Genomic DNA, 24,054 nt, shown 5'->3' on the forward strand with positions numbered 1-24,054 from the left:
CACCTGCTGGTGAACTACCCGCCCAAGGTGGCCGTCTCGACGCTGGTGAACAGCCTCAAAGGCGTGTCCAGCCGCATGATCCGCAAGCAGAACCACCCGAGCATCCGCGAGAATCTGTGGGGCAGCGCGCTCTGGTCGCCGTCCTGCTTTGCCGGTAGCTGTGGCGGTGCGCCCATCGAGATCATCCGCCAATACATCGAACAACAGCAGACGCCACACTGACCGCCCAAAGAACGCCTACGGCGTCCGCGCTATCCTTCCCCGGCCTGAAGACCGAGGCTTGCCGCGCACCGGGTCAAGAAAGTTCGGGGCGCACAGCGCCCTGTGCATGGGCTGCTAGCGGCCCCGATCCGGCGACACGGCCCGGCCCGCGAGCCCCAGGTAGCTTTCGATGACCCGCGGATGATCCGCCAGCATCGCCGCCGGGCCTTGCAGGACGACAGCACCCGTTTCAAGCACATAGCCATGGTCGGCCACATGCAGGGCGGCACGCGCATTCTGCTCGACCAGCAGGATCGACACGCCGGTGCTGCGCAGGCGGGCGATCGTCTGGAAAATCTCGCGGACCACCCGGGGGGCGAGGCCCAGGCTGGGTTCATCGAGCATGAGCAGCACCGGGCGCGCCATCAAGGCCCGGCCGACGGCCAGCATCTGGCGTTCGCCGCCGGACAGCGTCCCGGCCGGCTGGCTGGCCCGTTCGCTCAGCCGAGGAAAGAGGGCGTAGACCTCATCGAGCGTGGCACGCCAGTCGGCCACGCCGGCACGGTACAGCCGGAACCCGCCCAACAGCAGATTTTCGCGCACGCTCATGCTGGCAAAGAGTTCACGCCGCTCCGGCACCAGCGACATGCCCAGCGCCACGCGGTCCTCGATGTCACGCCCCTGCACGGCTGCCCCATTGAAGAGGATCTCGCCGGTACTGTGGCCCCGCTTGGGCAGCGCGCCCATGATCGCCCCGAGCAGCGTGGATTTGCCGGCACCGTTGGCACCGATGACCGTGACGATCTGCCCCTTGCCCACGGTGAGGTCGATGGGATCCAGCGCCGCCACCTTGCCATAATGCGCCGACAGCGCATGCACCGAGAGGACCTGCTCGGAAGGTGCAACCCCTGGCCCGGTGGCGAAGCGGGCATCGACGGACTGCCCCGAAACAGGCCGCGTATTCATGCGGGCTCCTCGGCGGGCCTGTCGGGTACCCCCCAGGTCTCATCCAGCCCGCCGAGATAGGCCTCCAGGACGGCCGGATCCGACTGGATCGCCGCGGGCGGCCCTTCGGCAAGGCGCGTGCCGAAATCCATGACCAGCAGATGATCGGTGAGCCCCATGACAAAATCCATGTCGTGCTCGACGAGCAGCAAGCTCATGCCTTCCTGGCGCAGTTGATCCAGGACTTCGGCCAGCGCCTGCTTCTCTTGGAAGCGCAGGCCGGCGGCCGGTTCATCCAGCAACAACAGGATGGGGTCGCTGCACAGGGCGCGGGCAATCTCGACGATGCGCTGTCGCCCGAGCGGCAGGCTTCCGGCAGGCCGGTCGAGGACATCATCCAGCCCGACACGCTTGAGCTGGCGGGCGGCCTCGCGCAACAGGGAGGCCTCTTGTGCACGATCGAGGCGCAAGGCGGCTGCCCAGGCCCCGGCATCACCGCGCAGGTGCGCACCCAGCGCCACATTCTCGAGCACGGTCATGTCCGGCATCAATTGCACGTGCTGAAAGCTGCGCGTCAGCCCCAGCCCCGCAATCCGGCGTGCGCCCAGCCCATCGATGCGCTGACCCATGAATTGCACCGCCCCGGAGGTCAGTGGCTGGACCCCGCTGATGAGATCGAACGTGGTGCTCTTGCCGGCCCCATTGGGGCCGATCAGGCCCATGATTTCACCCGCCCGCAAGGTGAAGCTGATATCGTTGACCGCCACCAGCCCGCCGAATTCCTTGCGCACCCTGTCGACCTGCAATACCGGCTCACCCGCCTGAGGGCGCGCGCGGCAAGGCAGGTCGGCGGCCGGGGCGCGCAACATCTCGAGGCGAGCCGGGCTGAGCCCTTCATCGGCGCGCCCCAGTCGCGACAGCACAGGCCAGATCCCGTCGCGGGCAAACTGCAGGACCAGAATCATGAGCACGCCAAAGGCCAGCAGTTCGACATTCATCCCCGTACCGACCAGGCCGGGCAGCACATCCTGCAACTGATCTTTCACGATCAGGATGGCAGCAGCCCCCACCACGGCACCCCAGACGCTGCCCGAGCCCCCGACCACCGCCATGAACAGGTATTCGATACCGTAGCTCAGGCCGAAAGGACTGGGACTGATGGCCCTTTGCATGTGCGCGTACAGCCAGCCGGACAAGCCGCCCAGCAGCGCTGCGTAGACAAAGATCACGATCTTGCAGTGCGCCAGATCGACCCCGAAGGATTCGGCCATCGTGCCGCTGCGCAGGGACCGGATCGCGCGCCCCGAGCGGGAATCGAGCAGATTGTGCGTGGCCCACATCGACAGCAGCAAAAGTACCCAGATCAGGCCATACATGGCACTGGTGCTGCCCAGTGACCAGCCCCCCATGGTCAGCGACGGGATCCCCGAGATGCCATCGTAGCGCCCCAGGAAATCGAGGTTTCCATACACGTAATACAGCGCCAGGCACCAGGCCAGCGTACACAGTGGCAGATAATGCCCCGACAGCCTGAGGGTGATGGCCCCCAGCCCGTATGCCACGAGGCAGGTCAACACCAGGGCGGCAATCAGCCCCAGCCAGGGCGACATCCCGCCGGCCGTGGTCATCCAGGCGGTGGTGTAGGCCCCAAGCCCCACGAAGGCCGACTGCCCGAACGAGGTCAGCCCCCCGATACCGGTCAGCAGCACCAGACCGAGCACCACCAGACTGTACAGGCCGATGTAGTTCATCTGCGTGATCCAGAAAGACGGTGCCACCCAGGGCAGCGCAGCCAGCAGGAGCAGCACGACGATCAGCACAGGACGGGCTCGCATCGGCTCAGTCCTCTTCATCCAGATGGACACTGCCAAACGAGCGCCACAACAGCACGGGAATGATCAACGTGAAGACGATGGCCTCTTTGAAAGGGCTGGCCCAGAATGACGCGAAAGCCTCGAGGACACCCACGAACAGCGCGCCCGCTGCGGTGATCGGATAGCTGGCGAGACCACCGAAAATCGCCGCCACGAAGCCCTTCAGGCCAATCAGGAAGCCCGTGTCGTAATAAATGGTGGTGATGGCTGCGATCAGCATGCCGGAGAGCGCGCCGATCGCCGCCGCCAGGGTAAAGGTGAGGCTGCCCGCCATCCGGGTACTGATGCCCACGAGCCGTGCGCCGCGCCGATTCACGGCTGTCGCCCGCAGCGCGCTGCCATACAGGGTACGGCTGAAGAACAGCCACAGGCCGCCGATGAGCACGATGCAGGTGGCCAGTACGGCAAAGGTCTGGCCTGACCAGGCCACCGGCCCGACCTGGACCGAGCCTTCGACGAGCGGCGGCGTGCGCCAGCCTTCGGCGCCGAAAAACACCAGGCCCAAGCCGGTCAGGGCAAAATGCACGGCCACCGAAATGATCAGCAGGACAAGCACGCTCGCCTGCTCGACCGGCTGGTAGACCAGCCGGTAGATCATGGGCCCCATTGGAATGACCAGCGCGAGAGAAAACAGTACGCACACCAACAGAGGCACATCGGGCCCGGCGACCCAGGGTGCCAGCAGCAGCAGGACCAGGGGGAGTACGAGCGCCCAACCCAGGGTACGCAGATAGCCCCTGAACCGTCGGGCCCGCCAGCAGGCACCGGCCTCGACCAGGCATACCAGAGCCCCCATCAGGACCAGCAGCCAGGCCGTTCCGGGCACCTTGCCATTGGCCAGGAAGGCCAGTGACAGGGCGCCGTAGGTCACGAACTCGCCCTGCGGAATGAAAATCACCCGCGTGACCAGAAACACCAGCACCAGCGCCAGGCCCAGCAAGGCGTAGATGGCGCCGTTCATGATGCCGTCCTGGAGAAGGATCAGGGCGATGGTCAGATCCATGACACCCCTGGCGCTGGATCAGGGCAAGCGGGCAGGATCATCAGAAGCCCGGCATGTACGTCCACTTGCCGTCGACCACCTGGACCAGCACGCGACCCCGCTCATCCATGCCGGCATGCTCGGTTTCGCTCATGTTGAACACCCCCTGGGATGCGGGCAGTTCCCTGACCTGTTCGAGTGAATCGCGCAAGGCGGCACGGAACTCTGGCGTGCCGGGCTTGGCCCCGGTATCCAGGGCACGCGGTATGGCGTCGATGATCAACTGGCCGGCATCCCACATGTGGCCGCCGAAGGTGTTGATGGTGCCGGCCCCATGCGCGCCTTCATAGGCCTGCGTGTACTTGAGCGCACTGGCCTTCACCGGGTTGTCATCCGGCAACTGGGCCGCCACCAGCAGCGGACCCGCTGGCAGGATCATGCCCTCGCACGCCTTGCCACACACGCGCAGCACGTCGTTATTGGCCGCCCCGTGGGTCTGATAGATCTGCCCCTTGTAGCCCCGCTCGACCAGTTCACGCTGTGGCAGAGCCACCGGGGTGCCGGATGCGGCAATCAGGATACCGTCGGGCTGCCTGGACAACAGTTTCAGGATCTGGCCCGTGACGCTGGTGTCTGCGCGTGCAAAGCGCTCTTCGGCCACGAGTTCGATACCCTTGGCATCGGCCGCCGTTTTCATTTCCTGTGCCCAGCCATCGCCGTAGGCGTCGCTGAAGCCGATGAAGCCCAGCGTCTTGACGCCCTGCTTGACCATCGCGTCGGCCAGCACGTTGGCCATCAGGACATCGTTCTGAGTGGTCTTGAACACCCACTTGCGCGGCCCGTCGACGGGCTGCACCAGCTTGGTGCCGGCGGCCACGCTGATCATGGGGGTGCCGGTCTCGGCCGCCACATCGGACATGGCCAGGGAACCCGGCATCACCGAAGTGCCCAGCACCACATCCACCTGATCTTCGGAGGTCAGCTTGCGTATGTTCTTGACGGCCTGTGTGGTGTCGGTAGCGTCATCCAGAATGATGTACTGCACATTCTGCCCGCCGATTTCCGTGGGCAGCAGGCTGATGGTATCCCGCTCGGGGATGCCCAGCGATGCCGCCGGCCCGGTCGCCGAAACCGTCACACCCACCTTGATTTGTGCCGACGCAGCGAGCGGCAGGGCAGCCAGCAAGGCCGCAGCCCCCAGGCTCATTCTAAAAAAACGAGTGAAAGTCATGTTTGCCTCCAGAGTTTCTGATGATCTGCCAAGGCCCCGAATTGATCATTCGACAAGCGGCTGACACATGATCGCAGGGTCGGGCGTCATCTTATCGCAGTCAGCTGCAATTTGCTTCGCGATCCGCGCCACGGGACCCATTTCTGTCGGCCAGAGCCCCCGCACCGGGGGCCGTTCATGGAAGTCATATGGAAGTCGTTTACAATGAAAGGTTCCGAATGCATACAGGAGGGGTTTTCGTGAAAAAAAGCCTGCACGATGACACCCACTGGAAGGTACATCTGTCTGCCGAAGAATTCGCGGTCACACGGCTCAAACAGACCGAACGACCGTTCTCCGGCCGGTATCTGGATACGACCACCCCGGGCACCTACGTCTGCGTCTGCTGCCAGACACCCCTGTTCGCATCCAGCAGCAAGTTCGACGCCGGCTGCGGCTGGCCCAGTTATTTCGAACCCCTGGATCCCGACGCAGTACGCGAGGAACGCGACACCAGCCACGGCATGGTGCGCACCGAAATTCTCTGTGCCCGCTGCGATGCGCACCTGGGGCATGTGTTCCCGGATGGCCCGCCACCCACAGGCTTGCGCTACTGCATCAATTCCGTTTCGCTCAAATTCATCCCGGCCGAATGAAAAAACTGCTCTTCGACCTGTTCCCGCTGATCCTGTTCTTCGTGGCCTTTCGCGTGGCCGACATCTATGTCGCCACCGGGGTGGCCATGGCAGCGGCCATCCTGCAGATTGGCTGGCTGCGCCTGATGCGCCGGCCCATCGAAACCACCCACTGGATCAATCTGGGGGTCATCGTCATCTTTGGCGGCGCCACCCTGTTGCTGCACGATGACACCTTCATCAAATGGAAGCCCACCGTACTGTACTGGCTGTTTGCCGCCATTCTGGCGGGCGCCCGGCTGTTCATGGGCCGCAATCTCATGCGCAGGCTGATGGGCGAGAAAATCGAGTTGCCCGATCAGCTCTGGAACCGGCTCAACGACAGTTGGGTGCTGTTTTTCACCGCCTCGGGTGCACTTAACCTGTACGTCGCCTTTTCAGGGCGTTTCACCGAATCCCAATGGGTCAACTTCAAGGTATTTGGCCTGCTGATCCTGCTGCTGCTCTTCGTCGTCGTGCAATCCCTGTGGCTGGGCCGGCACCTGCAGACAGACGGCACTGGCCTGCCCGCGAAGGACGATCAGCCGGAGAATCCCTCATGACCCGGCCCGATGCGCCACAGGACGTACACCCGGAAGACCTGTACGCTGAATTGCTGCGGCGCTTCCAGGCACTCGAGCCCATCGAGTGCACCCTGACCGACGAATCCCACCGCCACCGCGGCCATCCGGGGGCGCGTGGCGGCGCCCGGCACTTTCACGTACGTATCGTGTCCAATCAGTTCGAAGGGATCGGCGCGCTCGCGCGCCATCGCATGGTTCTCGGCTGCGTACAGAACCTGATGCCCCATCCCGTCCATGCCCTGGCCATCCAGGCTTTCACCCCAACCGAAGGAAACACATGAAACGAATCGCTGTCGCTGCACTCGCCTGTACCCTCGCCTTCCCGGTCCTTGCCAAGGATATCGCCACCGTCAACGGCCAGGGCATCTCGCAAGAAAACCTCGACCAGTTCGTCAGCCTGCTGATCGAACAGGGCGCTCAGGACACCCCGCAATTGCGTGACCAGGTCAAGCAGGAAATGATCAGCCGGCTGGTTGCCGTCCAGGCCGCCGAAAAGGCCGGGCTGCAGAAAGAACCCGCCATCCGCCTCGAAACCGAGCTCGCCTCGCAGGGCATTCTGGTGCGCGCGCTCATGAACCAGTACCTGAAGGACCACCCCATCACCGAGGCGGATCTGCAGAAAGAGTACGACACCATCAAGGCCGAACAGGGCAACCGCAAGGAATACAAGCTGCGCCATATTCTGGTCAAGGCCGAAGACGACGCCAAATCGCTCATCCAGGCCATCAAGGACAAGAAAATCAGCTTCGAGGATGCCGCAAAGAAGGATTCCATCGATCCCGGCAGTGGCCAGAAGGGCGGCGAACTCGGCTGGGGGCCCAGCAGCAACTACGTACCCGAATTCGCCGCAGCCGTCGAGTCGATGAACAAGGGCGATCTCACCAGCGCGCCCGTGCAGACGCAGTTCGGCTGGCACGTGATCCAGGTCGAGGACACCCGCCCCGTGGCCTTTCCATCCTTTGAGGACGCCAGGCCCCAGCTGGAAGAAATGATGCGCCAGTCGGCCCTCGCTCAATACCAGAAAGACCTGATGGAATCCGCCAAGATCGTCGAGATGCCGGCGCAATAGAGAACGCCAGAAACATCAGCGCGTCTGGGGCCTGCCCCCGGCGCGCGGGGTGGGCTCGTGGGCTTGAGCCAGGTTTACCCTTCCCTGGGTTCGCCCCCCAGCAGCGTCAGCAGGCCAGGCTCGTCGAGGATTTCGACGCCCAGTTCGCGGGCCCTGGCCAGTTTGCTGCCGGCATCCGCACCCGCCACGACCCAGGCGGTCTTGCGTGATACCGAGTTGCTGACCTTGCCACCTGCAGCAAGAATGCGCTGGGCCGCCTGGTCGCGGGTCAGTGTGGGCAGGGTGCCGGTCAGCACCAGGGTCTTGCCCTCCAGGCTTGCACCGGCGCGCAGCGGGGGATCCACCTGCGGCACCACGCCCGCAGCAAACAAGGCCTCGATCACATCACGGTTGTGGGCTTCATCGAAAAACCGCCGCACAGAGGCCGCCACTACCGGGCCGACATCGGGCACCTGCTGCAGATCGTCGATCGAGGCGTCCATGATGGCCTGCAACGAACCGTAACGACGTGCCAGGGCCAGCGCCGTCGTCGCACCCACGTGCCGTATGCCCAGTGCATACAACAGGCGCGAGAGCAAAGGCCGGCGGCTGTGATCGATCGCAGCGACGAGGTTTTCGGCTGATTTGGCGCCCATGCGGGCATACGCGGCCAATTCGAGGGCGGTCAGGCTGTACACATCGGCCAGCGTGCGTACGCGACCACCATCCACCAGTTGTTCGATCAGTTTGTCGCCCAGGCCATCGATATCCAGCGCCTTGCGGCTGGCGGCATGCCAGAGCGTCTGCTTGCGCTGGGCCGGGCAGAACAAGCCGCCCGTGCAACGGTGTATGGCTTCACCTTCGGGGCGTTCGATCGCCGACCCGCAGACGGGACAGACCGGGCAGACCGCGAGAAGGTCGAAAGGCACCGTACCCGCTGGCCTCGATGACAGCACCGGCGCCACCACCTCGGGAATGACATCGCCCGCCCTGCGCACGACCACGGTATCGCCCACGCGAATGTCCTTGCGCCGGATCTCGTCTTCGTTGTGCAGGGTCGCATTGGTGACCGTCACCCCACCCACAAAGATCGGCCGCAAGCGCGCCACCGGCGTCAGGGCGCCCGTACGCCCAACCTGGACTTCTATACTTTCGAGCAGCGTGGTTTCTTCTTGCGCCGGAAACTTGTGCGCGATCGCAAAGCGCGGCGCGCGGGCCACAAAACCCAATACGGCCTGCTCGGACAGGGAATCGACCTTGTAGACCACGCCATCGATTTCGTAGGGAAGCTGATCGCGCGCCCGGGCCGCCTGCACATGAAAATCCAGCAGGGCCTGTGCGCCCTCGCACAGCTGGCGCCCCGGGCTGATGGCCAGACCAAACCCGGCCAGCCAGTCGAGCATGGCGGAATGATGGTCACGAGGCTGCCAGTCGTGCCCTGGTTCATCCTGGACCTGGCCCCAGCCATAGGCATAAAACCGCAGGGGGCGCCGGGCCGTGACCTGGGCATCGAGCTGACGCAGGCTGCCAGCCGCCGCATTGCGTGGATTGACGAACGGCTTTTCCCCCCGAGCCACCTGAGCCTCATTGAGGGCGATGAAATCGGCGCGGGCCATCAGAACCTCGCCGCGCACTTCGAGCACGGCCGGAATGCACGGCCCATCCAGACGCAGGGGCACGGAACGGATGGTGCGCACGTTGGCGGTAATCTCTTCGCCCTGCAGGCCATCGCCGCGGGTTGCGGCCTGAACCAGCAGGCCGTTCTCATAACGCAGACCGACCGCCAGCCCGTCGAACTTGTACTCGGCCATGTACGTGACTCGAGCATCAGCCAGCAAGCCGGCCTGGGCCAGGGCGCTGCTGACGCGCAGATCAAACGCCCGGATCTCATTGTCGTCGAACGCATTGCCCAGGGACAACATACGCACTGCGTGCACGACCGGCGCAAATTGGTGCGCCGGGACGGCACCCACGCGCTGAGTGGGTGAATCAGCCGAAACCAGCTCGGGATGCGCTTCTTCAAGCTCGCGCAGACGCCGCATCAGGGCGTCGTAGCGGGCATCGGAAATGGTCGGAGCGTCGTCAATGTAGTATCGACGATTGTGGCTTTCGATATCGCGGCGCAGGGCATCGATCTCTTCTTGGACCGCGTGCGTGTCAGTCACGAGAATACCCGTGCTGCGCGCTCGGACCCGGCGAGAAAGCCGGCCGCATCGAGGCGGTCGTAGAGCGTGCTGATCTGCGCATCGATGGCAGGCGCCGAACTGTCGTGAAACGTACGGCCCTGGTCATCGAGCACTTCTGCGTCGAGCCGCGACGCCAGATCGCGCCCGACCGCGAGCATGCGGCTGAAAGCCTGATCATCGGGCTGGCTGTTGGGTACATCGAGCAGCAGATCCGCCCGGTCTGCCATCTGATCATCCGCTTCTTCGATCAGCAGCATGAAACAAGGCCGGCCCGTATCGGACAACCAGGCCTGCCAGCCATCGCGTGACTGGAACCCCGCCTGCGTGGCAGTTTGCCGGATCTCGCGCACCGCACGTGGCCGCGGCAAGTGCAGCGTCAGGCCCACCTGCGCATCCAGGGCAGCGCAACGGGCGTCCAGATCGGCGGCCTGCTGCAGCACCTGGGCCTGCTCGGGCGCCTCTATCATGCCATCGAACTGTTCGGCGAGCTGCTGGGCCAATGCCCATACATGAGACCAGTCTATGTCGGTCAATGGCCCGCTGCGATTGGCCAGCGCCACTGCCAGATGCACGGAGCCATAATGCTCATCGGCGTGTATGTTCTGGACGTGCCCGCCCTGTGCCCGCCCGGCAAAGTAGCGCATTGGCTTCTTGCACATGCGGGCGCCTTTGGCAAGGGCTGCGGCAAGGTACTTGCCCGTTATGGGGTGGGCAAAGGCGATATCGATGACGACCTCGGAGGTGGCATCGATATCGGGCGCCTCGTCGTGGGGCACGAACACGGCGGGCCCTGAATCAGCGGCAGAAGCCGCCGCGCCTGCCACCACCGGCGCCCCCGGATGCGCGCCGATGGCCGTATCGGCGGCCGTTGGCCCGGGATCGGCGGAATTCGACCCGAGCACGGGCTCGCGCCGCTCGCCAGCCGGCTGCATGAGCACATCGTGGTCTGCGTCGGGCAGGGATTGGCGCATGCTGCGCCGGGCCCGCCAATCTTGCCAACCGTTGTAGAGTACAACAATGACGATCAATACCACCCCGATCGTGATCAGCAAAACCTGCAACTCTGTCATAAGAACCCCTTTTGCTTCAGGCTTGTGACGTTGCCCATTGCAACGCCGCTTCCATGTCCACCGCCACGATCCGTGACACCCCCTGCTCCTGCATGGTCACCCCGATCAACTGACGCGCCATCTGCATGGCAATTTTATTATGCGAGATAAACAGAAACTGTGTCTGTGTGCTCATGCTGCGCACAAGTTCTGCATACCGCTGAGTGTTTGCATCATCCAGTGGCGCATCGACCTCATCGAGCAGACAGAATGGCGCCGGATTCAGCCTGAACAAGGCAAACACCAGCGCAATGGCCGTCAGCGCCTTTTCACCACCCGACAACAGATGGATGCTCGTGTTGCGCTTGCCAGGCGGCTGCGCCATGACCTGTACGCCCGAATCCAGGATTTCCTCTCCGGTCATGATCAGACGCGCCTGCCCGCCACCGAACAGTTGGGGAAACAGACGTCCAAAATGCGCGTTCACCTGCTCGAAGGTATCAGCCAACTGGGCCCGTGTCTCCTGATCGATTCTGCGAATGGCATTTTCGAGCGTATCGATCGCCGTCTGGACATCCTGATGCTGGGCCTCCAGAAAGCCCTTGCGCTCCTGCAGTGCGGCCAGCTCTTCCACGGCCGCCAGATTGACCGCGCCAAGGGACTGAATCAGGCCTGAAACACGCTGGACTTCGGTTTGCAGCCACGCCGGATCCTGCCAGCCCGGCTCGGCCGCATGCTGTTCGCGCGCCTGCTGCAGCACGTGCTGCTCGGCCCCTGCTGCCGCAAGCTGGCCGGCGCATTGCTCTGCCGCCAGGCGCGCCGCCTGCTCATCCAGCTGGAGTGCCGTGAGTTGGCCGCGCAAGGGCTCCAGCCCCCGTTCGAGCACCAGCCGGGCCTCATCGGCCTGGCGAAGATCGTGCGCCGCCTGCTCGAGCGCCTGCCTGGACTGCTGTACGGCAACTTCACTGTCGACCCGATCTGCAAGCGCCTGCTGCAAGGCCTTGTCGACTTCGGTTTCATCCAGTTCGAACAGCTCACCCTGGGTGTCCTCGAGTTCGACCAGCGACTGGGCGTATTGTTCCTGTGCCCAGTCTATGGTGCGCTGCTGTTCTTCGAATTGCTGGCGCGCCGTGCGTACCACCCATTCGGCCTCTCTGGCCCTGTTTTCATGCGCACGGACCTCTTGTTGCCGGGCTTCGAGCGCCTGTGCCAATTGCGCCCGACGCTGCTGCAGCGCCAGCAGGGCAGCGTGCTGCCGCGCATGATCCGCCTGCAGCGTGGCGCATTGCAGGTCGGCTTCGGCACGCTGCGCCTGCTGTTCATGCAGCAGGGACTGCACACCCAGCAGATCGGCCTGGATCCGCCGGGCCATGGCCTGCGCATGTGCGTGTTCATCCTGCTGCTGCGCATGGCGCAGGCGCAACTCGTGCCAGGCCTGCGTACAGGCCGCGCCGTCCTGGCGACACGCCTGCAGCGCCTGTTCGCTCAGGACGCAGGCGTGCCCGGCCCGCTCTGCCTGGTCTTCAGCCTGTTCAAGTTGCATATGTGCGGCCAGCACGGCTTCGTGCAGGTCTTCGATCTCGTCTTGTCTGGCCAGCCAGCCATCCCGCTGCGGGTCGGGCGCATGCATCTGGATGCTGCATGCATGGACGCGATGCCCTGCGGGCACGATCCAGCAGCACCCGGGCGCCAGACGGGCCCGCTGTGCCAGTGCCTCATCGAGGTCTGCAGCAACCCAGACGTGTCCGAGCCAGGCCTGCAGTACACCGTCAAGGGCCGGGTCCGCTGCATGAATGTGATCCAGCAGCCGGCGCGGCCGCCCTGGCGCAACCGGACCAGCGTCATTCAGTGGCCGTGCCCCTTGGGGTGGCCGCACCCCTTGATACAGCGTCAGGCCCACCGGCGGCAGATTCTGCAGCCCGTCACGAACGGCGCCCAGATCCGCTGCCTCATGCGCCTGAAGGCGTTCACCAAGCACCGCCTCGAGGGCGATTTGCCAATCTGGCTCCACCCGCAGGCGTTGCCACAGGACAGGCTGATCCTGGAGGCCATGCGCCTCGAGCCAGATGTTCAGCGCCTCTCCCACGGGCCGTTGCTGAAGCGAGGTCAACGCCTGGTGGCGCGCCTCGAGCCGCGCAAGCGTCTGCCGGGCAACCTGGGTATCCTCGCGCGCCTGATCGCGCTGCGCGGCCAGGGCCATGTGCTCGGCCTCGAGGGCCTGCAGGCGCGCCTGTGCCGACTGGCTGGCGGCCTCGGCATCGGCACAGGCCTGCGCCAGCTCCGGCAGCCCGGACTCGACGGCGGGTGCATGCGCCGCCTGCTCGGCCAGGAGGCGTTCCTGGCGCTTCTGTGCCTGCGTATGCAAGGCCTCGGCCTGCCGGCTGGCCTGTTGCGCGAGCGCGATGTCCTGCTCGAGGCGCGCAACAGCCCGCCCTGCCGCCGCAAGTTCCTGCTCGTGCGCACTGGATTGCGCTTCGAGCTCGGGCAAGCCCTGTTGTACGCGGCGCAGGGCTTCGGCGCTGTCCTGCGCCTGCACCTGGGCCCCCTGGAGATCAGCCTCGAGCCCGGCCAGCGCCTGCTGACTGGCGCGCTGCTGCCCCTGCCAGTCGGACAGGCGGCCCTGCAGGCGCCTTTGGCGAGCCTGCAGGCGCGCACGGGTTTCAGACCGATGGCGCGCCTCTGCTTCATGCCGGCTGACACGCGCACCGGCTTCGAACAGCTGCCCCTGGACCCGGTGCAAGGCTTCGTTGGCCTCGAAATGCACCTGACGCAAAACCTCGAGCCGTGCTTCGAGCGCACGCAAGCGGCTCTGATCGGACTCGAGTGCGGCCTGCGCCTGCTCGTATTCCGCTGCCAATCGGGCCTGCCTGGCCTTGGCGGCCTGTGCACCGAGCCACCAGGACATATGTTGCTTGAGATGCATTTCGGCCTGCAGGCTGCGGAAGCGCTCTGCCGCCCGGGCCTGCTTCTGCAATTTCTCGAGCCCGCTGGCGAGTTCGCCCAGAATGTCCTCGAGGCGCAACAGGTTTTCACGCGCATCGGCCAGCCGGTGTTCGGTCTCGCGGCGCCGTTCTTTGTAACGCGATACCCCAGCTGCCTCTTCGAGGGTCACCCTGAGTTCTTCGGGGCGCGCCTCGATCAGCCGATGGATCATCCCCTGGCCGATGATCGCGTAGCCGCGCGATCCCAGGCCAGTGCCCAGGAACAGGTCATGCACATCGCGACGGCGTACCCCTTGCTGATTGATGTAGTAGCTGCTGGTGCCGTCTCTGGCAAGCACCCGGCGTACCGAAATTTCGGCAAAGGGTGACCATGGACCCAGCGCACGCCCGAGGCTGTTGTCAAATACCAGTTCGACCGAGGCCCGCGCCGCCGGCTTGCGCAGTTCGGACCCGTTGAAGATGACGTCCTGCATGGAGGCGCCACGGAGCTCGGAGGCGCGCGTCTCGCCCAACACCCAGCGCACGGCATCGATGATGTTCGATTTGCCGCAGCCATTGGGGCCCACCACACCAACCAGGTCGCTGGGCGTGGGGATCACGGTGGGATCCACGAACGATTTGAATCCGGCAAGTTTGATCTGCGTCAGGCGCACGGCAGGCGGTGAACCAAAGACAGTCCCTCAATATGACATGATACCGCAGGCTGTCTCGCCCTCCTGCGCGGCCGGGTGCGGGCACACGCAACGGTCGGTCTTACCCGCTATACTGCAACTCTTTTCACAGGCTTGCCAAAATACCATGACAGCAGAAGACATGCGCTTCGAGGTCAGCGATTGAACCGGGGTTTTTACATGGTGATGGCAGCACAGGCGCTGTCATCACTCGCTGACAATGCCCTGCTGATCGCCGCCATCGGTCTCATCGCTGAACTGAGCGGGCCAGACTGGATGGCCCCCATGATGAAATGGTGGTTTGCGCTGGCCTACGTGGTCCTGGCGGCATTTGTCGGTGCATTTGCCGATTCCTTCCCCAAGGGCAAGGTCATGTTCACGACCAATGCCCTGAAGACCGCCGGCTGCGCCCTGATGTTCGCATATGGGTCGTTCGGCCTGGACCACAGCCAGCAACTGGTCGTGATCTTCATCGCCTACACGATCGTGGGGGTCGGCGCGGCGGCTTATTCGCCTGCCAAATACGGCATCGTGACCGAAATGCTGCCCCCCGAACTGCTGGTCAAGGGCAACAGCTGGATCGAGGGCCTCACGGTGCTGTCCGTGATCGTGGGCACGGTTCTGGGCGGCCTGCTCATCAGCCCCACCGTCTCGAACTGGCTGATGTCGCACGATCTGGTTCTGGGTCTGGTGCACAGCAGTTCACAAAGCGCCATCCTCATCATCGGCCTGGTCTATGTGGCGGCCGCCCTGTGCAACCTGCTCATCCCCGATACGCACGCCTTCTATCCGCGTCAGCACACCCGCCCCGTGGCACTGATCCGTGAATTCTCCCGCTACGTACGCATTCTGTGGGCCGACAAACTGGGTCAGATCTCGCTGGCCGTCACCACGCTATTCTGGGGCGCCGGTGCCACATTGCAGTTCATTGTCATTGAATGGGGGGCCCAGCATCTGGGTTACAGGCTCGACCAGGCCTCCATTCTCATGGGCGTTGCGGCCTTCGGCACGGTCATCGGCGCCGCGGCAGCAGGGCGGGTACCCCTGCGCCGCGCGTTGTCGGTGCTGCCCGTGGGGGTGCTCATGGGGATCGTGGTCCTGTTCATGCCGCTGGTGTATCGCCCCTGGGCCGTATATATCCTGTTGCTGCTGATCGGCGGGCTTTCGGGCTTCTTTGTCGTGCCGATGAACGCGCTGCTGCAGCACCGCGGCCACGTACTGCTCTCGGCAGGCCACTCGATTGCCGTACAGAATTTCAACGAGCAACTGAACATCCTGCTGATGCTCGCCATCTACAGCCTGCTGCTCTGGCTGGGCCTGCCGATCAACCTGATCATTGCCCTGTTCGGCATTCTGGTGGCCGCACTGATGCTGGTGTTCATGCGCTGGAATCGCCTGAATCACCAGAACAACCCCGAGCTTGCCCACATGATCGGGCAGACCGGGCACGGTACGGCACTGCATTAGATTGCGGCACGGCGCCAGGTATCGCGGCCCACTGGATTACGGCACTGCACCGGACACACGGCCCATCGGATTGCCGCACTGCACCAGGCACACGGCCCATCAGGCAGATATCTGGTCAGCCCTGCCGGATCAGCCCTGCGCCTGCACGGCCTGCGCGAGACCCAGCAGATCGCGCCAGGCCTCGTCCTTGAGCCCTGCGTGGACGAGCAGCGAGGACGGCAGATGCGTGACACGAACAGGGATGGTCTCTCCGGACTGCAACGTATAGCGCGACGTGCGCCCGCGCAGCGATTCGAAATTTTCTTCTGTACCCAGAATGGCCTCTGTGGCCACCCTGCCCAGGGCCAGGATCCAGCGCGGCTGCAGGGTTTCGATCTGCTGCCGCAGCCAGGGGCGGCAGGCTGCGATTTCGGTCCCATTGGGCCGGACGCCCCCCGGCGCGCGGCACTTCACGGCATGCGTACGATAGCAGGACTCACGATGCGGCAGAGACACCGATGCCAGCATGGCTTCGAGCAATTGCCCGGACTGCCCCTGAAAGGGCAGGCCGGCGGCCTCGTCTTCCAGGCCGGGCTGCTCGCCCACCAGGAAATACCAGGGCTGCGTGTCCACCCCCGTGCCTGCAACCGCGCGGATGCGCCCGGCCGCACGTGAGCAGCGTGTGCACCCCTGGACGGCCTGCGACAGGGCCTCGAGGCTTCGTGCGCAGGGGATCTCGTCGGCTGCCGCCGCTGCAGCGCTTTCAACGGGTGCCCCCCGCCCCTTGACAGCCAACCCCGAAGCCAATGCGTCGAGCACACTCCTAGACGCAACCCCGGGCTTTTCGCGTACCAGCCTGTGTGCGGCCCCGAGCGATGGGCCCGCATCGGACTGCGGTGCGGCCTGCGTACCGGCCACGGATCGGCGCGGCCGTGCGTCTCGGGGTGCCACGCCAGGCAAGGCCTGCAGGTCGACCCCAAGTTCGGCCAGCCACGCCTGCTGTATGGCATTGACAAGCGGCTTCATGCCGTGGCCCCCACGGGCAGGGTCATGATCCAGGCGTCCTCGCGCCCGTTCGGGCCCGGATAGTATCCACGGCGCACACCATGGCGACTGAAGCCGTGGGATTCATAGAACAGAATGGCGGGCTCATTGCTCGCGCGCACCTCGAGCGTCAGCGCGGGCAGCCCCATCTGGCGCACGTGGGCGGTACAGGCCTGCAGCAGACGGCTGCCCAGACCCTGGCGCTGCACATCGGGACGGATGCCGATGAGCAGCAAATGAGCCATGTCGGGTGCATCCATCAGCAAGGCAAAACCCAGCACGGCCCCCATGCGCCGGAGTATCCAGCCGGCATGGCCTGCCAGCAGGGCGTCCGTGAAATTCTGGCGGCTCCACGGCACGGCCTGCACCTGCCGTTCGATGGCCAGCACTTCGTCGAGGTCCGCCGCGGTCATCTCGTGCAATTGCACGGTGGGCTCGGCTGCCGGATTGCCCCCCAGCCCGCCCGCGCGCTCGATGGTCGTATAGGCCACCTTGTTGCGCACATAGGCCGGACTGGCCAGTGCGGCATCCAGCCCCTTGCCGGCCAGCCAGGCCTGCTCGCCCAGGCGAACGAGTGTTTCGGCATCCGGCTCGGTCGTCTGTGGCTGGACGCTGGCACCGAGTTCGGCCAATTGCTGTTCGAGTTGCGGGTACGCCTGCAAGGCACTGCCGACGGCAACCCACGCCGCGGCACCCTGAGCCCCCCAGGCACCCGCCTGATCGGCCACCCACGCCGCAACCGCGCTACAGGCCAGCAGGACCGGAGCCTGCACGCACACCCAATGACCCTGATCTGCCCGGTATGCGGCTGCATAGACCTCATGCATGCGTGCGTCCTGAAGCACCAGCCAGGTGCCCTGCGCGTTGGCACCGGCCATCCGGGCCGCGATCACCCCCAGCGAATCGACCGGCACGACTGGAATATCGAGGGCCAGTGCCAGCCCCTGCGCGACCCCACAGGCGAGCCTGAGGCCGGTGAAGCTGCCCGGCCCCTGGCCAAACGCAATGGCCGACAGCGCCGCAGGGACGAGTTGCGCCTGCGCGAGTACGCTGTGGGCGAGCGCCAGCACATGCCGGGCATGCCCCCTTGGCCCGGCCACACGTTCAACGTATGCCTGGGTTGCGCCATGCACCCGAGACAGCACGGCCACACTGCAGGTATGGCCGGATGTCTCCAGCGCCAGAAGATGATGCGTCGTCATGCTGCCATTTTAAAGGAGTGTCCGAACCGGCGTCTTCTCCCAACGTCTTTCCCCAACGTCTTTCGCTGGCGTCTTTCCCCGAACCCTGTTACATTTTCAGGATGAGCACACAAACTTCCCCCCTGCCCCGCAAGATCCTGGTGGTGGATGACGATCCCCGCCTGCGTGACCTGCTGCGCCGCTACCTGTCCGAACAGGGTTTCAACGTCCATGTGGCCGAAGACGCCAAGGACATGGCCAAGATCTGGCAGCGCGAACACTTCGACCTGCTCGTGCTCGATCTCATGCTGCCGGGCGAAGATGGCCTGTCCATCTGTCGGCGGTTGCGGGGCAGCCACGACAACACGCCCATCATCATGCTCACGGCAAAGGCCGAAGACGTCGACCGCATCGTGGGTCTCGAGATGGGGGCCGACGATTACCTCACCAAGCCATTCAACCCGCGTGAGCTCCTCGCCCGGGTCAACGCCATCCTGCGCCGTCGCGGGGCCGAAGAGCACCCGGGCGCCCCCAGCCAGGACAACGAGTCCATTGCATTCGGGCCTTATGTACTCAATTTGTCCACCCGTACACTCACGTGTGACGGCGAGCCCATATCGATCACCACGGGTGAATTCTCCGTACTCAAGGTCTTTGCCCGCCATCCCAAAGTGCCGCTGTCGCGCGACAAGCTCATGGAACTCGCACGCGGGCGCGAATACGAGGCCTTTGATCGCAGCCTCGACGTGCAGATTTCCAGGTTGCGCAAGCTGATCGAGCCCAACCCGTCCAAGCCCGTCTTCATCCAGACCGTCTGGGGTTTGGGCTATGTGTTCGTACCCGACGGTGATCAATGAACCATCCGGCCATCGCCCGGGGGGGATTGCACAGACCCCGTCGTTCAAACCCGGCCCAAGGCGTATCCGCCTGGGCCTGTTCAGCCGCTCATTCCTGCTGATTGCCAGCCTGATGCTGGTCAGCCTCGGGGCCTGGCTGCAGATTGTCTTCAACATCGAAGAAGGCCCTGGTGCCAAGCAACTGGCGCAACGTCTGGCCACCACCGTCACCATCACCCGATCTGCCCTGATCTACGCGCCAGCCAAGGTCAGACCCGCCCTGCTGCTCGACCTGGCCACGAAAGAAAGCCTGCGAGTGCAGCCGCGCGCCACCGACGACGTACTCGAGCCATTGCCGCGCAGCACCTACTGGCACAACGTCGCTGACGAAATCCGCTCGCTGCTGGGCAGCCAGACGCTGGTGATGTGGGCCGTGAATCAGGTTCCGGGGATCTGGATCAGCTTCCATATCGATGACGATCAATACTGGCTGGTCTTCGATCGCGACCAGTTGCGGCTGGCCAGCGGACGTGATTGGCTGGGCTGGGTCACCGCATCCCTGCTGCTCGCGCTGTTGGGTGCAGCCATCAGCGTGCGCTTCATCAGCCAGCCGCTGTCCCAATTGGCCAACGTGGCACGCCAGCTGGCGCATGGTCAGACACCCACGCCCCTGCCCGAGAAAGGCCCGGACGAAATTCGCGACATGAACATGGCATTCAATCGCATGGTCCGCGATCTGCAACAGACCGAAGCCGATCGGGAGCTGATGCTGGCGGGGATTTCGCATGATCTGCGCACACCCCTGTCACGTATCCGGCTCGAGGTCGAAATGACCAGCATGAGCGACGAAGCACGCCAGGCGATCGATGAGGATCTGGCCCAGATCACCCACAGCATCGGGCAGCTGATGGAGTACGCGCGTCCAATCGGGCTGATACCCGAGCATGGCATAGACATCAGCCGGGTGCTCCACGAGCTGACCGGGCGCGAGCGTACCCATACCGAAGCGATGGGGGGCAGCCTGCGCGCGGACGTCGCCCCGGGCCTGCGGGCCCACATCAGCGCCAATGACCTCAAGCGCATCGTCAGCAACCTGATCGAAAACGCCCGCCGCTACGGGCGCAGCACAAAGGACGGGCAGGCCCATATCCACGTGCACGCCGACTACGAAGGCAAACTGGTGGTCATCACCATCCAGGATGAAGGCAGCGGCATCCTGGCCACGGACATCCAGCGCCTGCTGCGCCCGTTTGCCCGTGGTGAATCCGCCCGCACGGGCGGCAGCGGGGCGGGGCTGGGGCTGGCCATCGTCGAGCGGCTTCTGAGTCAGGTCGGGGGCCGGCTGGTGCTTTCTTCGCGCGCCCCATCCGGCCTGCTCGCGCGCATCGAACTGCCGCGTTCCGTGACAGGCCAACTGGCGTAGAATGAAGCGATGGTCAGAAGACCATGAACCCACTTTCTGGAGCCCCGATGAAAACCATAGGCGACAAGCTCGAGGCCTTCCGAGTCACCGGCGTCAAGCCGGGCTTCAACCAGCACGAGGAAAACGGCGTCTCGGCGTTCGAAGACATCACTGAATCGTCCTTCCCTGGCAAATGGAAGGTCATCTATTTCTATCCCAAGGATTTCACCCAGGTCTGTCCCACTGAAATCATCGGCTTCAACGAACTGGTCGAAGCCTTCGAGAATCGCAGCGCCGTTCTCATGGGCGGCTCCACCGACAACGAATTCGCCAAGCTCGCCTGGCGTCGCGAAAACGCCGAACTCAGCCGCTTGAACCACTATCAGTTCGGCGACACCACGGGTGCGCTGGTCGACCAGCTCGGCATCCGCGAAAAATCCGAAGGGGTGGCGCTACGGGCCACCTTCATCGTCAACCCCGACAACATCATCCAGCACGTCTCGGTCAACAATTTCAATGTGGGTCGCAACCCGCATGAAACCCTGCGCATCCTCGATGCCCTGCTGACCGACTGCCTGTGCCCGTGCAACCGGGCCGTGGGGGGCCCTACCCTGTAGTGCAGTGGCATCCCTGTCGCGCAGATCCACCCTGCAGCACGGCTGTCTCCAGCACCGGTCAGCCGCGCACCAGCAGGGCAACGGCTGTGGCGGCAATCCCCTCGTGACGCCCGAGATGGCCAAGGCCCTCATTGGTCTTGGCCTTGATGTTCACCTGCCCCACACTGATCGCCAGGTCCCTGGCCAGAACCTCGGCCATGGCCGGCACATGCGGCCCCATTCTGGGCGCCTGGGCGTGAATCGTGGCATCCAGGTTGGCCACCCGCCAGCCAGCCGCGGCAATCATGCGGGCGGCTTCGCGCAGGAATACGCGGCTGTCAGCCCCGGCCCAACGGGGATCACGATCCGAGAAGTGACGCCCGATGTCACCCAGGGCCGCCGCCCCCAGCAGCGCATCGGTGATGGCATGCAGCAGCACATCGGCATCCGAATGGCCCACAAGGCCTTTTTCATGCGGAATCCGCACCCCACCGATGATCAGCGGCCGGCCGGCTGCGAGGGCGTGCACGTCATAGCCCTGGCCAACCCTGAAGGGCAGGGCCCCGGGTTCCGGATGATGAGAAACGGTCATCGACGCCTCCAGTCGATCGAAATCCTCGGGCCAGGTCAGTTTGACGTTGGCAACAGAACCTGGCACCAGCAATGGCCGGGGCGCCCCCGTTGACGCCAGCCGCTCGATGGCCGAGGCCTCGTCCGTGATCGCCGGATCCCCTGCCGTATGTTGCAGGGCCCGTCGCAGCAGGGCCGCAGGAAACATCTGCGGTGTCTGCGCCAGCCAAAGCCCTTGCCGATCCCGGGTGCAGGCCACCTCGGCAATCGGGCCGTCACTGTCCGGGCAGGCCTGCTTGACGGTATCCGCGACCGGCAGGGCCAGCAGGCCCCCGCGACCCGCTCGCAGGCAGGTATCGATGAGCCGCGCGAGCGCATCGGCCGGCAGGGCCGGGCGGGCCGCATCGTGCACCAGGACCCAGTCTGCATCCGCCGGCGCTGCGGCGGCAAGAAGCGCCTGTACCGTGTCGGCACGAGTCGGCCCCCCGCAGGCCCGCCAGACGGTGCGCGGCAGCCCCGCCAGTGCATCGGCCACCCAGGTATCGTCGGGCGCGACCGCCACCCAGACCTGCCGTATGCGCGCATCGGCCAGCAAGGCGCGCACGGTGTGGCGCAGTACGGGCTCACCCGCCAGATGGTGATATTGTTTGGGATGCGGTGCCTGCAACCCGGCCCTGCGGCCCACACCCGCTGCCGGCACCAGTGCAATCAGGGACTCCATGGTCTGCGATTGTAGCGACTTGTGCCCTGGCGGGCGCGCCCTGTCCGCAAGCACGGCCGCCAGCCTGGTGTGGCGCCAGTGGCTGGCGGGCTTTCAGGCGTGCGAGAATGGAGACCCAGCACCTACAGAATGCCATGCCATGAACGCCCTGGAATTGCTCGATATCAGCCCGGTCATGCCGGTCATCGTCATCGCCGACGCCACGCTGGCCGTGGATCTGGCCCACGCCCTGGCGGCCGGTGGCCTGCGTACGCTGGAAATCACCCTGCGCTCGGATGCCGCCCTGGCAGCCATCGAGGCCATCCGTCAGCACGTCCCCGAAGTGCTGGTCGGCGCCGGCACGGTGCTCGATGCACAGCAGTTGCAATCCGCGCACGCAGCCGGCGCGCAATTTGCCGTCAGCCCCGGCCTGACCGAGGCCCTGGCCCTGGCCGTGCAGGGCCGCGGCATCCCGTTCCTGCCCGGTGTGGCCAGTGCCGCAGAAGCCATGCGCGCCGCAGAGTGGGGCTTCATGGCCCAGAAGCTGTTCCCTGCCGAAGCCATCGGCGGGGTCGAACTGCTCAAGGCCTGGCACGGCCCCCTGCCGCACCTGAGGTTCTGCCCCACCGGCGGCATCCATGCCGGCAACGCAAGCCGGTATCTGGCCCTGCCCAATGTGGGCTGCGTCGGGGGCTCATGGCTGACGCCCGCGGCGGCCGTGACGGGCCGGCAATGGGATGTCGTCACCCGCCTGGCCCGCGAGGCGCTGGCCCTGGCCCGTTGATCTGGCGCCAGCCGGCGCAGGCCGGGCCGCCAGTTGAGAACCCGGCCTGCAGGCCGGCCTTCTGCAACTGGGCCCGAGTGGGCAAGCCCTCGGTATCCCCCAGCACCTGCACCGCGCGGGCCCCGATCCACACGCCACGCGTCACAGCCTGTTCGAGGGGCAAGCCCTCGAGCAGGCCACTGATCACCCCCACGGCAAAACCATCACCGGCGCCCACGGTATCCACGACGCGATCGACGGGCCAGGCCGCCACCTGGCTGGATTGCGTGCCATCCGTGAACCAGGCCCCCCGGTCGCCCAGCTTGATCGCCACGATACGCGCGCCTTGATCCAGGTAAAACCGGGCAATGGCCTCGGGCGTATCTTCGCCGGTCAGCAGGCGGCCTTCTGCCAGCCCGGGAAAGACCCAGTGCGCTTCGGCAGCCAGGGCATTGATCGTGGTGCGCATGGCCTCGATGGAGGGCCAGAGCGCCGGGCGCAGGTTGGGATCGAAGGATACCGTGCGCCCGCTCGCACGCATGCGTTGCATCGCATGGCGCGAGGCCTCGAGGCAATTGCGCGAGATGGCTGCGAATACCCCCGTGGCATGCATGTGCCGGGCACCCTGCAGCCAGGCAGGATCGACATGCTCATGGCCCATGCGGCTGGCCGCCGAGCCTGCGCGATAGTACTCGGTCGGCGGATCGCTGCCATCGAGGACGCGCCCCTTGAGCATCATGCCGGTCTTTTCGCCAGACACGCACTGCACATGCGAACAATCCACCCCTTCGGCCCGCATGCTGGCCAGCAGGTAGTGGCCGAAGGAGTCATCACCCAGCCGGCTGCCCCAGCCCACCCTGAGCCCCAGACGGGCCAGGCCGATGGCCACGTTGGTCTCTGCACCGGCGGTACGCTTGTGAAAAGTCCGCACGGCATGCAGTGGCCCCGGTTCGGCGGCCACCAGCAGCACCATGGCTTCGCCCAGCGTGATCACATCGAACGGTTCATGCATGGCCAACAATCCCCCGGATGCGCAGCAAGCCCGCGCCACGCCGGATCCGCCCCGATGGCCCGGCATCAAAGGCTACAGGAGGCATCGGGACCACACGCGATCGCGCAACAGGCGATGGGGGCTGTTGCGCAGCCCCCG

The 24,054-nt window shown here is 65.1% G+C and carries 21 protein-coding genes; 10 read left to right on the plus strand and 11 right to left on the minus strand.

The genetic code is table 11. The annotated features are described in order from the left end of the window. Positions 1–222: IS200/IS605 family transposase (gene tnpA / locus WCY17_RS10545; RefSeq protein WP_372702145.1), on the plus strand; the 222-nt coding region annotated here is incomplete at its 5' end. 114 nt (positions 223–336) lie between these two features. Here tnpA and WCY17_RS10550 read toward each other — a convergent pair. The 4 genes from WCY17_RS10550 to WCY17_RS10565 are packed head-to-tail and all read right to left on the minus strand — an operon-like array spanning position 337 to position 5,233. Next, positions 337–1,167, minus strand: coding sequence for an ABC transporter ATP-binding protein (locus WCY17_RS10550; protein WP_372702146.1), 831 nt, complete (start codon positions 1,165–1,167; stop codon positions 337–339). Then, the gene (locus tag WCY17_RS10555; protein ID WP_372702147.1) at positions 1,164–2,981 is read right to left on the minus strand and encodes an ATP-binding cassette domain-containing protein; all 1,818 of its coding nucleotides are present in this window, start codon (positions 2,979–2,981) and stop codon (positions 1,164–1,166) included. Before WCY17_RS10555 ends, WCY17_RS10550 begins: the two co-directional genes overlap by 4 nt. 4 nt (positions 2,982–2,985) lie before the next feature. Continuing rightward, positions 2,986–4,023 (minus strand): branched-chain amino acid ABC transporter permease, encoded by a 1,038-nt coding sequence (locus tag WCY17_RS10560; RefSeq protein ID WP_372702148.1) that lies wholly within the window; start codon positions 4,021–4,023, stop codon positions 2,986–2,988. Positions 4,024–4,063: 40 nt separating this feature from the next. Continuing rightward, positions 4,064–5,233, minus strand: coding sequence for an ABC transporter substrate-binding protein (locus tag WCY17_RS10565; RefSeq protein ID WP_372702149.1), 1,170 nt, complete (start codon positions 5,231–5,233; stop codon positions 4,064–4,066). Between the two features lie 239 nt (positions 5,234–5,472). Between WCY17_RS10565 and msrB the strand changes: the two genes are divergently transcribed. From msrB to WCY17_RS10585, 4 genes are read left to right on the plus strand one after another with little or no spacing between them, the layout of a single operon-like run. Further along, positions 5,473–5,868 carry a peptide-methionine (R)-S-oxide reductase MsrB gene (gene msrB, locus WCY17_RS10570; RefSeq protein ID WP_372702150.1) on the plus strand — a complete coding sequence of 132 codons (396 nt, stop codon included), beginning with the start codon at positions 5,473–5,475 and terminating at the stop codon, positions 5,866–5,868. Then, a complete protein-coding gene (locus WCY17_RS10575; protein WP_372702151.1) occupies positions 5,865–6,449 on the plus strand; it encodes a septation protein A in 585 nt (194 codons plus the stop codon). Before msrB ends, WCY17_RS10575 begins: the two co-directional genes overlap by 4 nt. Beyond that, positions 6,446–6,751, plus strand: coding sequence for a BolA family protein (locus WCY17_RS10580; protein WP_372702152.1), 306 nt, complete (start codon positions 6,446–6,448; stop codon positions 6,749–6,751). The genes WCY17_RS10575 and WCY17_RS10580 overlap by 4 nt, the downstream gene beginning before the upstream one ends. Next, positions 6,748–7,539, plus strand: a complete 792-nt coding sequence (locus WCY17_RS10585; RefSeq protein WP_372702153.1) for a peptidylprolyl isomerase — start codon at positions 6,748–6,750, stop codon at positions 7,537–7,539. Before WCY17_RS10580 ends, WCY17_RS10585 begins: the two co-directional genes overlap by 4 nt. 74 nt (positions 7,540–7,613) lie before the next feature. On the opposite strand, the gene ligA is transcribed toward WCY17_RS10585, so the two are convergent. From ligA to smc, 3 genes are read right to left on the minus strand one after another with little or no spacing between them, the layout of a single operon-like run. Further along, complete coding sequence (gene ligA, locus WCY17_RS10590) at positions 7,614–9,683, minus strand: NAD-dependent DNA ligase LigA (RefSeq protein WP_372702154.1); 2,070 nt, start codon at positions 9,681–9,683, stop codon at positions 7,614–7,616. After that, complete coding sequence (locus tag WCY17_RS10595; protein WP_372702155.1) at positions 9,680–10,774, minus strand: cell division protein ZipA C-terminal FtsZ-binding domain-containing protein; 1,095 nt, start codon at positions 10,772–10,774, stop codon at positions 9,680–9,682. Before WCY17_RS10595 ends, ligA begins: the two co-directional genes overlap by 4 nt. A 16-nt stretch (positions 10,775–10,790) precedes the next feature. Further along, a complete protein-coding gene (smc, locus tag WCY17_RS10600; RefSeq protein ID WP_372702156.1) occupies positions 10,791–14,348 on the minus strand; it encodes a chromosome segregation protein SMC in 3,558 nt (1,185 codons plus the stop codon). Between the two features lie 180 nt (positions 14,349–14,528). Here smc and lplT point away from each other — a divergent pair, with 180 nt between their 5' ends. After that, entirely contained in the window at positions 14,529–15,833 is a 1,305-nt protein-coding gene (lplT, locus tag WCY17_RS10605; protein ID WP_372702157.1) for a lysophospholipid transporter LplT, read from the plus strand. A gap of 129 nt (positions 15,834–15,962) precedes the next feature. Here lplT and WCY17_RS10610 read toward each other — a convergent pair whose 3' ends face one another. Both WCY17_RS10610 and tsaB read right to left on the minus strand, forming a co-directional pair. After that, positions 15,963–16,838: a uracil-DNA glycosylase gene (locus WCY17_RS10610; protein WP_372702158.1), complete on the minus strand. Its 876-nt coding sequence runs from the start codon at positions 16,836–16,838 to the stop codon at positions 15,963–15,965. Then, positions 16,835–18,058, minus strand: coding sequence for a tRNA (adenosine(37)-N6)-threonylcarbamoyltransferase complex dimerization subunit type 1 TsaB (tsaB, locus tag WCY17_RS10615; protein WP_372702159.1), 1,224 nt, complete (start codon positions 18,056–18,058; stop codon positions 16,835–16,837). Before tsaB ends, WCY17_RS10610 begins: the two co-directional genes overlap by 4 nt. A 101-nt stretch (positions 18,059–18,159) precedes the next feature. Here tsaB and ompR point away from each other — a divergent pair, with 101 nt between their 5' ends. Genes ompR through WCY17_RS10630 form a run of 3 tightly spaced genes read left to right on the plus strand, consistent with a single transcriptional unit; the run spans position 18,160 to position 20,892 of the window. Next, a complete protein-coding gene (gene ompR / locus WCY17_RS10620) occupies positions 18,160–18,894 on the plus strand; it encodes a two-component system response regulator OmpR (protein ID WP_372702160.1) in 735 nt (244 codons plus the stop codon). Beyond that, positions 18,866–20,296 (plus strand): ATP-binding protein, encoded by a 1,431-nt coding sequence (locus WCY17_RS10625; protein WP_372702161.1) that lies wholly within the window; start codon positions 18,866–18,868, stop codon positions 20,294–20,296. Before ompR ends, WCY17_RS10625 begins: the two co-directional genes overlap by 29 nt. Before the next feature lie 47 nt (positions 20,297–20,343). Next, positions 20,344–20,892: a peroxiredoxin gene (locus WCY17_RS10630; RefSeq protein ID WP_372702162.1), complete on the plus strand. Its 549-nt coding sequence runs from the start codon at positions 20,344–20,346 to the stop codon at positions 20,890–20,892. 58 nt (positions 20,893–20,950) lie between these two features. Here WCY17_RS10630 and ispF read toward each other — a convergent pair whose 3' ends face one another. Further along, positions 20,951–22,162 (minus strand): 2-C-methyl-D-erythritol 2,4-cyclodiphosphate synthase, encoded by a 1,212-nt coding sequence (ispF, locus tag WCY17_RS10635; protein ID WP_372702163.1) that lies wholly within the window; start codon positions 22,160–22,162, stop codon positions 20,951–20,953. A 139-nt stretch (positions 22,163–22,301) separates the two neighbouring features. Between ispF and eda the strand changes: the two genes are divergently transcribed. Then, positions 22,302–22,925 carry a bifunctional 4-hydroxy-2-oxoglutarate aldolase/2-dehydro-3-deoxy-phosphogluconate aldolase gene (eda, locus tag WCY17_RS10640; RefSeq protein ID WP_372702164.1) on the plus strand — a complete coding sequence of 208 codons (624 nt, stop codon included), beginning with the start codon at positions 22,302–22,304 and terminating at the stop codon, positions 22,923–22,925. Here eda and WCY17_RS10645 read toward each other — a convergent pair. Further along, positions 22,885–23,916 carry a sugar kinase gene (locus WCY17_RS10645; RefSeq protein ID WP_372702165.1) on the minus strand — a complete coding sequence of 344 codons (1,032 nt, stop codon included), beginning with the start codon at positions 23,914–23,916 and terminating at the stop codon, positions 22,885–22,887. The two genes, eda and WCY17_RS10645, sit on opposite strands and share 41 nt — an antisense overlap. Positions 23,917–24,054 lie beyond the last annotated feature (138 nt).

The organism is Castellaniella sp. (assembly GCF_041677825.1).
Lineage (GTDB): Bacteria > Pseudomonadota > Gammaproteobacteria > Burkholderiales > Burkholderiaceae_B > Castellaniella.

Coding starts and splice junctions, on each gene's coding strand:
- eda (WP_372702164.1), top strand. CDS start 22,302: ATGAACGCCCTGGAATTGCTCGATATCAGCCCGGTCATGCCGGTCATC.
- WCY17_RS10625 (WP_372702161.1), top strand. CDS start 18,866: ATGTGTTCGTACCCGACGGTGATCAATGAACCATCCGGCCATCGCCCG.
- WCY17_RS10595 (WP_372702155.1), bottom strand. CDS start 10,774: ATGACAGAGTTGCAGGTTTTGCTGATCACGATCGGGGTGGTATTGATC.
- tsaB (WP_372702159.1), bottom strand. CDS start 18,058: ATGACGACGCATCATCTTCTGGCGCTGGAGACATCCGGCCATACCTGC.
- WCY17_RS10550 (WP_372702146.1), bottom strand. CDS start 1,167: ATGAATACGCGGCCTGTTTCGGGGCAGTCCGTCGATGCCCGCTTCGCC.
- WCY17_RS10630 (WP_372702162.1), top strand. CDS start 20,344: ATGAAAACCATAGGCGACAAGCTCGAGGCCTTCCGAGTCACCGGCGTC.
- WCY17_RS10585 (WP_372702153.1), top strand. CDS start 6,748: ATGAAACGAATCGCTGTCGCTGCACTCGCCTGTACCCTCGCCTTCCCG.
- WCY17_RS10610 (WP_372702158.1), bottom strand. CDS start 16,838: ATGAAGCCGCTTGTCAATGCCATACAGCAGGCGTGGCTGGCCGAACTT.
- WCY17_RS10560 (WP_372702148.1), bottom strand. CDS start 4,023: ATGGATCTGACCATCGCCCTGATCCTTCTCCAGGACGGCATCATGAAC.
- WCY17_RS10645 (WP_372702165.1), bottom strand. CDS start 23,916: ATGCATGAACCGTTCGATGTGATCACGCTGGGCGAAGCCATGGTGCTG.
- WCY17_RS10565 (WP_372702149.1), bottom strand. CDS start 5,233: ATGACTTTCACTCGTTTTTTTAGAATGAGCCTGGGGGCTGCGGCCTTG.
- WCY17_RS10575 (WP_372702151.1), top strand. CDS start 5,865: ATGAAAAAACTGCTCTTCGACCTGTTCCCGCTGATCCTGTTCTTCGTG.
- ompR (WP_372702160.1), top strand. CDS start 18,160: ATGAGCACACAAACTTCCCCCCTGCCCCGCAAGATCCTGGTGGTGGAT.
- WCY17_RS10580 (WP_372702152.1), top strand. CDS start 6,446: ATGACCCGGCCCGATGCGCCACAGGACGTACACCCGGAAGACCTGTAC.
- WCY17_RS10555 (WP_372702147.1), bottom strand. CDS start 2,981: ATGCGAGCCCGTCCTGTGCTGATCGTCGTGCTGCTCCTGCTGGCTGCG.
- ispF (WP_372702163.1), bottom strand. CDS start 22,162: ATGGAGTCCCTGATTGCACTGGTGCCGGCAGCGGGTGTGGGCCGCAGG.